This is a genomic window from Aeromonas sp. R10-2 (assembly GCF_040908445.1).
Classification (GTDB): Bacteria; Pseudomonadota; Gammaproteobacteria; order Enterobacterales; family Aeromonadaceae; genus Aeromonas; species Aeromonas veronii.
In genome coordinates, this window is record NZ_JBFODS010000032.1 from 1 (window position 1) to 11,855 (window position 11,855).

Annotated in this window: 6 protein-coding genes and 1 pseudogene; 4 read left to right on the top strand and 3 right to left on the bottom strand. The window is 53.5% G+C overall.

The genetic code is table 11. The features are described 5' to 3' along the window. Positions 1 to 13 precede the first annotated feature (13 nt). The 3 genes from AB5Y97_RS07130 to malX form a co-directional block, all read right to left on the bottom strand. Positions 14 to 1,282, bottom strand: coding sequence for an IS4-like element ISAeme4 family transposase (locus tag AB5Y97_RS07130; protein ID WP_041206016.1), 1,269 nt, complete (start codon positions 1,280 to 1,282; stop codon positions 14 to 16). 295 nt (positions 1,283 to 1,577) lie between these two features. Next, entirely contained in the window at positions 1,578 to 2,768 is a 1,191-nt protein-coding gene (locus AB5Y97_RS07135) for a MalY/PatB family protein (RefSeq protein ID WP_201948286.1), read from the bottom strand. Between the two features lie 87 nt (positions 2,769 to 2,855). Continuing rightward, entirely contained in the window at positions 2,856 to 4,427 is a 1,572-nt protein-coding gene (gene malX, locus AB5Y97_RS07140; RefSeq protein WP_201948284.1) for a maltose/glucose-specific PTS transporter subunit IIBC, read from the bottom strand. Between the two features lie 290 nt (positions 4,428 to 4,717). Here malX and AB5Y97_RS07145 point away from each other — a divergent pair. From AB5Y97_RS07145 to AB5Y97_RS07160, 4 genes and pseudogenes are all read left to right on the top strand, one after another. Next, positions 4,718 to 5,722: pseudogene (locus tag AB5Y97_RS07145) on the top strand (Mal regulon transcriptional regulator MalI); the annotation flags it as partial. Between the two features lie 161 nt (positions 5,723 to 5,883). After that, positions 5,884 to 6,147, top strand: coding sequence for a hypothetical protein (locus tag AB5Y97_RS07150; RefSeq protein ID WP_368157444.1), 264 nt, complete (start codon positions 5,884 to 5,886; stop codon positions 6,145 to 6,147). 153 nt (positions 6,148 to 6,300) lie between these two features. After that, entirely contained in the window at positions 6,301 to 9,051 is a 2,751-nt protein-coding gene (locus AB5Y97_RS07155; RefSeq protein WP_146045094.1) for an NB-ARC domain-containing protein, read from the top strand. A gap of 708 nt (positions 9,052 to 9,759) precedes the next feature. After that, positions 9,760 to 11,667 (top strand): fructose-specific PTS transporter subunit EIIC, encoded by a 1,908-nt coding sequence (locus AB5Y97_RS07160; RefSeq protein ID WP_201946140.1) that lies wholly within the window; start codon positions 9,760 to 9,762, stop codon positions 11,665 to 11,667. The last annotated feature ends 188 nt before the right edge of the window (positions 11,668 to 11,855 follow it).

Genomic DNA, 11,855 nt, shown 5'->3' on the forward strand with positions numbered 1-11,855 from the left:
CATATACAGGACCTTAAGAAAACACTTCATTTGAAATTCCTTCTAAGGTCCTGTTCTGTATCGATTTTCGCTGCTTGGTTCGACGGGCATTTTTCGCCAAGTAAACGGCAGCCCATTCCAGACGCTCTCTTATTTCCACCAACACCCGATGAGCCACCGCTTCCAATAACGGGAACCACCAGGTTCCGCTATTTTTCGCCGCTTTCAGTGTGGATAAACCGTCCCCCATCAGCGTCTGAGCTACCCGTCTTTTCATCACCAGCGACAACAGGCTGGCCCACACCAGCCCCTCGGCAATGGCTTTCTGACCTGTCACAAAGCCCTTGAGCCGGTTGTGCGACTTCCACTCCTTAAACAGCAGCTCCACCTGCCAACGACAGCGGTACAGGCTCATCACCCGCTCTGCTGGCCATGCCTCTCGTGGCAGATTGGTCATCCAGATACAGAACCGTTTCTCCTCGGCAAACCAGCGTCGGATCAGCCGATACTCGAACTTGCCCGATTTCACCACCATATCCAGTACCTCTGCCCGACAGTGCCGCCGTCCAGCATCCTTGAGTGACAGGCCCGCCAGCTTCGGCACTTCCCGTTCGTCACCGCGCCATGCCCGGATAATCTTCGGGTTCAGGCTCTTACTACCCCTGACCAGATAGAAACCGCCCGCCTCGTTTAGTTTCGCAAAGTAGGCCATATCGATGTAACCCGCGTCCGCCAACAGCAGGCTGTTATTGAGCCGCTCGGGCTCAGGCAGGAACTGGCGCTCTGACGCCGTATCGGCAGAGACCTGCATGCAAACTGGACTTTGCTCCAATAGAGACATGAGCATATGACACTCGATTGCCGCCGGGCTAATGGTCTTGAACCTTCCCGGAAACACTTCGGCCAGGCTTTTGTGGACGGCAAAGGAAGTACCATCCTGCAACAACACCTGTTTGAATGCGCCAAGGGATGCAGTCTTCATCTGTTGGCCGATACGCAAGGCGATAGCCCGTTCAACCAGCGCCTTCATGAACAGGGCGAACGACGCTTTGCGCAACTGGTTGTGAAAGGGCTTGTAGGAAACCTGATGGGCATCAACCAGTTGCAAGGCATTGAAATGATGGTGCAATCCAGCGATACCATCGACCTGGTCGCAGCCAAGTGCCCGCAAGAGTGCAGTCACCAGCATGGCAGGCGTAATGGCTCGTTTGCGCAAGCAAAATTGGCAGTCACGGGCAATGCGGTCGAGTTCGGCAGGAGAGAGAAGTTGCTCAAGATAGTGGTTGGCATCGATAATGGTCATGGCTTCGTGCGTGGCGGTTTTGTTTGGCGATAAAATCAGATCACAATCGAAGCCATTTTTATATCTATTTCAATTGGTTGCTGCTAAAGATCCTGTACATGATCGGTATTTATATCCCTCGCGAGAAGATCGATGAGCCCCACATTCAGATGTTGTGCCAGGACATTCAGGCTCAGGTCACTTGCAATAGCCCCTTGATCGCCACCTTCTGAGCCCGCAATAACCGAGCCGAACGCCTCTATCAAGGTCACCGGCTGGATGAATCAACAGCTCATCCAGCCAGATATCCCAACCCTTACCCCACCTCCCCTAGCGCGCCGATCAGAGCGTCGAGTCCTTGGTCAACCTTCGAGCGTGGGCAGCCGACGTTGAGGCGGATATAGCCTGTGCCTTCGGGGCCGTAGGTGTCGCCGCGCATGATGGCGACCCGGTATTTCTCCACCAGCAAGGCTTGCAGCGCATCCATCCGTTCGCTGGAATCGATGCCAAGGCCGCGCAGATCAATCCAGGCGAGATAGGTTCCCTCGGGCACCCGATAGTCGATGGTGGGGAAGGCGGCGTTAAGCCGCGTCGCCACATGGGCGAGGTTGCCGTGCAGATAGCTTTTAAGGGCATCGAGCCAGGCTGCGCCGTCCCGATAGGCGCTGATATGGGCCAGCACCCCAAGAATGGGGGGCGATGAGAGACCGTGGGCCGCCTTGAGCCGCTGCAGATAGGCGGTCCGCGCCGCTGCGTTGGCAATAAAGGCGTAGGCGCCGCCAAGGGCAGGAATATTGAAGGATTTGGAGCCCGAGCTCACCAGCGCCCAGTGATCGTCCGGCGCTACCTCGCTCCACGGCAGGTAGCGGGCAAAGCTCACATCCATATGGATGTCGTCCGAGATGACCTTGACCCCGTGGTGCTGGCAGATGGCGGCCATCCGGCCGAGTTCATCCCGCGTCCAAACCCGGCCGGTGGGGTTGTGGGGGCTGCAGAGCAGCAAAATCCGGCAATCGGGACGAGCCGCTTGTTGCTCGAAGCATTCCCAGTCGATCTGGTAACTCCCCTCCTCTTTTTTAAGCGGGCAGGGCAGCAGCACCCTGTCGTTGGCTGCCAGCATATTGCCGAAGGCATCGTAGGCGGGGGTATGCACCAGCACCCCCTCCCCCGGCGCCGACCAGAGGCTCACCAGCTGGGCAATCACATAGATGACCGAGGGGCCGTAGACCAGCGTCTCGGGGTCGAGGCTCGCCCCGTAACGGCTGGCAAACCAGTCGCTCACAGCTCCTTTAAAGTCGTCGTGATTCCAGCGGCTGTAGCCAAATACTCCGTGCTCAAGGCGGGCTGCCAGAGTCTGGCGAATGCAGGGGGCTGTCTCGAAATCCATGTCGGAGATGGTAAAGGGGAGCAGATCGGCATGGCCAAAACGGTCGGCTACATAGTCCCACTGGGTACAGTAGGTGCCGTGGCGGTCGACCACATGGTCGAAGTCATAAATATCGTGCATGAAGTTTCTCCCTCCATAAACAGGAGACATATTGGGAGAGGCAAACAAGGGGGGCTTGCGCCCCCCGTTCGGTTCTTATTGGCCGGTTCAGGCCCCCATCAGGCTCTGCAGCTGGTTTTTCACCAGATGAACCTGCGGGCCGATCACCACCTGCAGGTTGTGCTCGTCGAGCTTGATCACCCCGATGGCGCCGTTTGCCTTCAATACCTTGTCATCGACCCGGCTCATGTCCTGCACCGACATCCGCAGGCGGGTGATGCAGTTATCGAGCGCCAGAATGTTATCGGCGCCGCCCAGGGCGTTGAGGATGATTTCACCGTTGTAACCGCTGTTGCCGGCCTTCTTACCCGCGGACTGGGCCGTCTCGCTGGTTTCAATCTCGCGGCCAGGGGTTTTCAGGTTAAAGCGCACGATGGCGAAGCGGAACACGCTGTAGTAGATGGCAAACCAGATGGCGGCCGCGACCGGCACCAGATACCACTTGGTAGCGGTGCCTTGCAGTACGCCGAACACCAGAAAATCGATGAGGTTGCCGTCGGTGTTGCCGATGGTGACGCCAAGCAGCCCCATGGTCATAAAGCCGAGCCCGGTCAGGATGGCGTGAATAACGTAGAGCACCGGCGCCACGAACAGGAACAGGAACTCCAGTGGCTCTGTGATGCCGCCGATGACGCAGGCCACCACACCAGAGACCAGCAGCGCCTTGATCTTGCCGCGATTTTCCGGGCGGGCGCAGTGATACATGGCGAGCGCCGCGCCCGGCAGACCGCCGAGGAAGGCAGGCATCTTGCCCTGAGAGAGGAAGGAGGTGGCAGAGACCGAGAAGCCGGAAGTGTCGGCGCAAGAGAGTTCGGCGTAGAAGATATTGAGGGCACCGCTCACCTCGTGACCGCATACCAGCTGGGTGCCGCCCGCTTCGGTAAAGCGGATCAGCGCCACCAGAATGTGGTGCAGACCGAGTGGCAACAGCAGGCGCTCACCGGTACCGAACAGGAAGGGGCCGAAGGGACCGGCGTGGGAGATGAGCGCCCCGATGCCGTTGATGCCGGCAGCAAACCAGGGCCAGACGAACGGCACGACCAGACCGACCACACCCAGCACCAGCGCGGTGATGATGGGCACGAAGCGGGCACCGCCGAAGAAGGCGAGCGCATCGGGCATCTTGTAGGTGTAGAAACGGGCGTGCAGTTTGGCGACGATCACCCCGACGATGATGGCCCCCAGAATCCCGGTGTCGATGGAGCTGATACCGAGGATCGATTTCACCCCGTAGGCCTTCTCCGCCGCCGCGTCACCGATGACGTTGGCCACGGTGAGGTAGAAGTTGATGGAGAGGTTGAGCGCCGCATAGCCGACGAAACCGGCAAAGGCCGCGACCCCCTTCTCTTCTCGCGCCAGCCCGAGCGGAATGGCCACCGCAAACATCACCGGCAGGTAGATAAAGGCCACCAGCCCCACCTTGGTCATCCAGAGGAACAGCAGTTGCAGCACGGTATTGTCGAGGAAGGGCATGCTCTGCTTGACCGCATCGCTGGTGAGCGAGCTGCCGACACCGAGCAGGATGCCCGAGAAGGCCAGCAGGGCGACCGGCAACATAAAGGTCTTGCCGAGGCTCTGCAGGAACTCCCAGATGGTGGATTTGGCTTGAGGCTTGGCCATGAAACGGCTCCTTGTGAATAGACAGCAATGTCTGCGGCTGCCCTCCCCCACTCGAGGCAATCTCGAAGCAATCTCTAAACAAAGGCGCGGGTCAGCATCAGGTTTTGCCGGATGATAAAACGTTTTATCAATTTACAAGTGCCAATAGGATCACAGAATAAGGGGGCTGACTGGCAGCAGGATCCAAATTTGTGAGCCGGATCGGCCAGATGGTGATGTAACGTTTCACTTGGCAACCCAAGCAGGTATGCTGGGGCCTCGCTTTCAACTGTCCGTTGTCCATTCGTCCTATGTCGCCCAAATCCCTCTCTGCCAAAGCCGCCAAGATCACCGATGTCGCCCAGCGGGCGGGAGTGTCGGTCACCACCGTCTCCATGGTGCTCAACGGCAAGGGGCGCATCTCGCCGGCCACCGCCGAGCGGGTGCAACAGGCGATAAAAGAGCTCGACTATGTGCCCAACAGCGCCGCAGCTAACCTGCGCAGCCAGCAGTCCAATCTGGTGGGGCTGATCCTGCGCGACATCACCGATCCCTTCTATACCGAGGTGACCGCCGGGGTGAGCGAGGTGCTGGAGCAGCAGGGCTATCTGCTGTTTCTGACCCAGTGCGGCCACAGCCCGGAACGGCTGCAGCAGAGCATCCACTCCCTGTCGCGGCAGGGGGTGGCGGGCATCATCTTCAATCCGGTGCGCGGCGCGGCGGCCAAAACCCTGGAGACCCTGCTCGATTCCGAGCTGCCGGTGGTGTGCGCCGCCCGCTCCTACTATCGCGATGACGTGGACTTCATCGGCCCTGACAACACCCACGCCGCCAAGCAGGCCACCACCTATCTTATCGAGCAGGGCCACCGCCATATCGCCTATGTCGGCGGGCGGGCCGACTCCCTCACCCGCGCCGAACGCATCGGCGGCTACTGCGCCAGCCTGCTGCAATATGGCCTGCCCTTCAAACCGGAGTGGGTACTGGAGTGCGAGCGCACCCAGCGCAGCGCCGCCGACACCATCGCCCAGCTGCTGCACCAGCACCCCAAGGTGACCGCCGTGCTCTGCCACTACCCCGAGGTGGCCCTCGGCGCCATCTATGGCGTCGAGGCGAGCGGCCGCACCGTGGGCAAGGACAACTACATCGGCCAGCAGGTGGCCCTGCTTGGTTTTGACGATGTGGCGGAGGCCGAACTCACCTCCCCCGCCCTCACCTTCGTCAGCTCACCGGCCCGCGAAATCGGCCGACAGGCGGCGAGGCGGCTGCTGACCCGGATGCAGCAACCCGAACTCACCCCCAACCGCCATATCATCACCGCTCACCTGCAAACCGCAGAAGCGGGAATCAGCCTGAGCTGGCTGGGCAAGCCTGCAGCAGCGCAAAACGTGAGGCCGCTCACTACGCCGGCAAGGAGAGATTGAGAGCCAAGTGGAGAGGAATATGATGGGCGTCCACTCTCTTCACGAGCCCATTTATGAGCCACCCGCACGACCAGAACCCGCCGAGTGAAATCCATCGCTGTGACAAATGCAGGGAACGTACCCGCCATATCGTGGTGCTGGTCGCCCGCGATCACAGCCAGGACATCATGCCCAAGGATCCGTGCAAAACCTTCTGGCAAGCCTTTCGCTCCAGCAGCCTGACCAATGCGGTCTTCGGTCAGACCCTCGCCTATCAGGCCACCCATGTAAAACATCTAATTTGCGAGCGGTGCGGGGAGAAGTTTCTGGAGTATTGAGGCGTAAACCCCACCAACTGTTCAAACAAAGACCATCTAATGACAACTTTATTGATCTCTGGCAGGTTTTTACTCATCTGCAGTTTCTTGATTTATCAATCAAGATTAATATGCTCCACTTGAAAACCTTTTAAAGAAATCTTTGAGGATATTATGAACCCTGAGGTAAATAGAAGAAAAACTGCAATGGTTCTCCATGAGCTAGAAATGGCACTTGGAAATTATGTCGTGTCTAGAGAGCTCACGGTAGACAATATATCCGATAAATTAATTCAGGATATTGCAAGTAGAGAGCTTTCTAGAAATAGGTGTATTAATATTGACTCGATAACAGATGTAATTGAAGCGACATACCTCGATGAGTTATTTCAAATAATTCTCGACATAACAAAAGATACAACTAGCCATAAATATATAAGCAAACTCAAAGAACTATTCGTAATATATGATGTTTATGAAATAAGAAATATAATATCACATCCAAACAGGAAGTTTATTGATACATATTGGTATAAGGTAGCATCAATATCATCTGATCCATTGATTGATGTCTTAGGTATGGATGAAGTCAAAAGAGCTCTCATATCTGCAGAAAATGGAGACATTACAGACCCCCCCGAGGAATGGTTAGAAAGAGTCATTTGGAATATTCCAAATAATATCCCAGCCAAATTTGAACACGCAATTACAGGGCTTGTTGGGCGCCAGAAGGAAGCTGAATTACTGTTAAAGTCACTCAAAAATCCTAGAGTAAATACATTGGCTTTAGTCGCACCTGGCGGACTTGGTAAAACAGCGTTAGCTCTTGACTTGATAAATGAACAAATGTCTATCCCTGAGACAAAAACTTGGTGTGATGCTTGTGTTTTTATTTCATTGAAGACTGAGCGACTAACAGCAGAAGGAGTAAAAAAACTTGATGCTGTAGAAACAATCGCAGAAATTAAAGATCAACTAGCATTAGAAGCAAGCTGCATATTTGATGAAGATATTCCATCATTTGACTCTTTCATGAATAAATATAAAAATGAAAAAATATTACTTTTCATTGATAATTTAGAAACCCTACTTGTAGATTCTCCAGAAGATTTTGAGGAGTTTAACTACTCTCTTCCTGCAAGCTGGCGAGTGCTTGTTACAAGTCGAATTACAATATCAAATGCTAGCATTACCTCTTTAAACCCACTCCAAGATAAGTCTGCGGCATTGATGGCCAGACTTTACTCAACAAGACGAGGTGGTAAAGCCCAAGATAATGCTATCTATGAAAAAATAGCAAATAGCTGCCATTGTAATCCACTAGCTATCAGATTGACTGTGGATTTATTCTTGTCTGGCAAAGAAATTCCAAAATCCATTGAAGTAGCAAATAAAGAAATTGCAAGCTTCTCCTATAACAATTTAATTGAGAACATTTCTGAAACATCAATAAAAATTCTAGAGGCTCTATTTGTTGACGATAAAAGCACCAGGCTTGATTTATGTGATCTTTTAAGCCTTTCTAAAGAAGAATTAGCTATTGGAATTGCTGAGCTATCAAATACAAGCTTAATAAATAGAATCATTGATGAGGATAAAGAAACTTTTAGTCTAAGTGGTTCTATTCGAGAGCTTTTACTAACCAATGCTAGAAACATTTCAATTCGCAGCGATATACAAGCTAAAATAAGCAAACGTAAAGTGCTGGCTAGACAAATTGACAATATCCAAGAAAGTCAAAAGCTAGCTTGGTATCACTGGGACTACATCCCAACTGAAACTAATGAAAGCTTAAAAATTCTTCTTACTGAGTTCAATAACTCAACAATAAGAGGGTTCAAAATAAAGAATGAAAAACTAATCCCTCTATATAAAAAATTTAAAGAAGTCGAGCATATATATGAAAGCGATGCATCATATCAAAGAGCATATGCAAGAATTCTATCTGCCCTTAAAGCTCAAGATGATGCAATATTGCATTATAAAAAGTCTATTGAAATAGATAATAAAAACCCTAATAGCAAGCTTTTCTTAGCGATGTTACATCATACTCAGAGTGACTATGATGCAGCAGAAAAAATATATGAAAGTTTAATTGATGATGGATGGGGTGATGTAAAAGATGATGACTCTCAATTTGCCTATCATGTTAATAGTGGTTATATGCTATCACTATTGTATGGATTGAAGCATGATGTAATTCTAGATAAAACTAAAAACTGGAATAAGTCAAAACATTTCAGAGGAATGCTCGGCGCATATAGAGCTAGCGCATGGAAAAGAAAGTCAGAAAATATAGTCAACACAGACATCCAAGGAACGATAAAATGTCTTTCCAGCTCAATAAGGATATTGGATGACATATTTACCAATGATGGCTATATAAAAAGCGCTTGCGTACAAGCCAAGAACATATTCAATGAAGTCGCTTACTGCTTAGTGAGAAAAGAATACCAAGAGAATAAATCCTTTGCTAATGAGGCGCTAGCATTTATAGCAAAACATCTCAATAACACTACTGAGCACGCAAGCTTTTCCGAGCAAGACTCCGCGACAAAACTATTGAAAAAACTATCAAAACTAGATATTTCTGGCAATCCATTTTTTAATAGAGATACCAAAACAGCCCAACCGGCATATTTTTCAAATGGAATAAGTGAACAGGACATCACAGAGCTAACATTAATAAAAACAAAAATAAAAAACATACCAAAAGGCCGCAACTCTGGCCCTAATACCTTTATGTTTACGACTGATGAACTAAGCCAAGATTATTTCATTCATTATGATAAGTTAGTAAATGGTAGCTGGAATGAATGGTGTCGATTAAAAGAGGGGGATCAAATTGCTGTAAAACCAGATGGTAGAAACTCGAAGCCAGGTAAAGCCATATCTGTAACCGAAGTTCATTTGATATCAGCTTAAATAACCGTATATTGAAACTCCGCTACATTTAGAACAGATAAATATGTTCAGGTGTTCATGCTGAAGTACTGGCTACTCACCGCTAAGCGAGTGGCCAGTTGGCTAACGTGAACTGGCCATCTTCTCTCTTTTCAGCCATCCCCTCTCTTGCTACCACACTCCCTGCCCAAACAGGCGGTGCAATTCACTTTGTTCATTGCACCCTACGGTGCGCCTATGGCTGTGGGGTTTCTTGCCCGTTGCGGTGGGCTGTCTGGCATCGATGGTGCAACCCATTTCTCCAGCTTGTTCTGCTCACGCCTCCCCTGCGCCCGCCCCTCGCTTCCCGCCAGCGGGGCCATTTCTGTGCGTTGGCTCACATCCCGCCGCCGTCTTTCACCTCACAAATTTATAGAAAGAGCGCTCCCATCCACTGAGTAAAAACTCACCTCACGGCCAAGGAGCTGAACCACGAACAAACACAACCAATTGATTTTAATCATCAATAAAAATATTAGCGATTCAATCCGCCCCCATTTCAGCAGCTGTTCAGCTTTGCGATCAGGGTCACACTCAAGGTGATGGCGCACAAAAATCCAGTTATTCGCACATTTGTCCGATAGGGTGACCTCTGCCCCGGCGTGATAATAGTCGGATCAATTTTGTCTGCATGCCAGCCTGCAAGGGCGGCATGCCAACAGGCTCCGGCAACGGAGCGGGGAGAGCGCCATGATAACCACCTTGATCAATGAACATCTGATCAATCTCGATTTGAAAGCGACGCGTAAGGAAGAGGTCTTCACCGAGATGGCCCGCCTGCTGGCGTCGCAAGGCAAGGTCAGCGACGAGCAGGCCTTTATCAAGGATCTGTGGGCCCGCGAAGAGCTGGGCAACACCGGCTTTGAAGAGGGCGTGGCCCTGCCCCACGCCAAGAGTACAGCGGTCTGCAACCCGGCGGTCGCCATCGGCATCAGCCGCAACGGCATCGAGTACGGCGCCGAAGATGGCAAGCCGTCCCACATTTTCTTCATGATCGCCTCCCCCGATGGCGGCGCCAACCACCATATCGAGGTGCTGGCCGAGCTCTCCGGCAAGCTGATCGAAGAGGGCTTTATCGCCAAACTGCTGGCGGCCAACACCCCGGCCGATGCGCTGGCGCTGCTGCTGGCCAAGAAAGAGGAGCAGAGCGCAGCCCCGACCACCAGCAAAGGCTTTATCATCGGTGTCACCGGTTGCCCGGCCGGTATCGCCCACACCTATCTGGCGGCCGAGTCGCTGGAGCGCGCCGCCAAGGAGCTGGGTTATGAGGTGAAGGTGGAGACCAACGGCTCCATCGGCGTCAAGAACAGCCCGACCGCAGACGAGATCGCCCGCGCCACCGCCATCGTGGTTGCCTGCGACAAGCAGGTGGACATGGCCCGCTTTGCCGGCAAGCCCCTCATCAAGACCGGCGTCAAGGCCCCCATCAAGGATGGCAAGGGTCTCATTGAGCAGGCGCTGAAAGCCCCGGCCTATGTGGCTGGCAAAGAAGATAAAAAAGGTGAAGAAAAGAGCGCGGGCGGAAGTTCCGATCTCTATCGCTACCTGATGAACGGCGTATCGCACATGATCCCGTTCGTGGTGACCGGCGGTCTGTTGATTGCGCTGGCACTGGCCATTGGCGGCAACCCGACCCCAAGCGGCATGCAGATCCCGGAAGGGAGCATGTGGAACCAGATCCTCAACGTGGGCGTGGCCGCCTTCACCCTGATGATCCCCATTCTGGCGGGCTATATCGCCTACGCCATCGGTGACCGTCCGGCACTGGCACCGGGCTTTATCGGTGGCTGGATCGCCAACAACGGCAGCTTCTACGGCGCTGATGCCGGTACCGGCTTTATCGGTGCCATCATTGCAGGCCTGTTGGTCGGCTATCTGGTGCGCTGGATTGCCACCCGTCAGTACCACAAGATGGTGCAACCGCTGGTGCCGATCCTGATCGCCCCCATCGTCGGTTCCCTGTTTATCGCTGCGGTATTCATCTTCATCATCGGCGCCCCGATTGCCGACATGATGACCGGCCTCAACGCCATGCTACTCTCCATGAGCGGTGGCAGTCTGGTGCTGCTGGGTATCGTGCTGGGTGGTATGGCCGGCTTTGATATGGGTGGCCCGGTCAACAAGGTGGCCTTCCTCTTCTCCGTCGGCATGATCGCCTCCGGTCAGACCCAGTTTATGGGTGCCATGGCATGCGCCATCCCGGCTGCGCCCCTTGGCATGTCGCTGGCAACCGTGCTCGGTCGCAAGCTCGGTATCTTCGATGCCTCTGAAATCGAAGCGGGCAAAGCCGCCGGCGCCATGGGTCTGGTGGGTATTTCCGAAGGGGCGATTCCGTTCGCCGCCCGTGACCCGCTGGCCGTCATTCCGGCCAACGTGCTGGGCAGCATGACCGCCGCTGTGATGGCCTTCCTGTTTGGAATCACCAACAGCGTTGCCCACGGTGGCCCCATCGTGGCCCTGCTGGGTGCCGTCAACAAGCCGCTGCTGGCCCTGCTCTGCATGATCTGCGGTGCCATCGTCACCGGCGTGGTCGCGGTTGCCCTGAAAAAGCTGCGGGTAAAAAAGAGTGGCGAGGTAACCCTGGCCAAGGCGGCCTGAGTCCCCCCTCACCATCAAGGCTCCTAAACCATAAAAGAGGCCACCCCACGGGGTGGCCTCTTGTTTTTGGGGATGGCTGGCGGGCCGTATTTCCCAATATCGCCCCCCGAGAAATAGTGGTCGATAAGCACTCTTCCCTCATCTCTCCCTTCACCTCTCTCCTTGCCTTTCCCTGGCTCCCTTCTTGC

Excerpts from the sequence above, each read along its gene's own strand:
- AB5Y97_RS07160 (WP_201946140.1), top strand. The coding sequence starts at position 9,760 with ATGATAACCACCTTGATCAATGAACATCTGATCAATCTCGATTTGAAA.
- AB5Y97_RS07130 (WP_041206016.1), bottom strand. The coding sequence starts at position 1,282 with ATGACCATTATCGATGCCAACCACTATCTTGAGCAACTTCTCTCTCCT.
- AB5Y97_RS07150 (WP_368157444.1), top strand. The coding sequence starts at position 5,884 with ATGAGCCACCCGCACGACCAGAACCCGCCGAGTGAAATCCATCGCTGT.
- AB5Y97_RS07155 (WP_146045094.1), top strand. The coding sequence starts at position 6,301 with ATGAACCCTGAGGTAAATAGAAGAAAAACTGCAATGGTTCTCCATGAG.
- AB5Y97_RS07135 (WP_201948286.1), bottom strand. The coding sequence starts at position 2,768 with ATGCACGATATTTATGACTTCGACCATGTGGTCGACCGCCACGGCACC.
- malX (WP_201948284.1), bottom strand. The coding sequence starts at position 4,427 with ATGGCCAAGCCTCAAGCCAAATCCACCATCTGGGAGTTCCTGCAGAGC.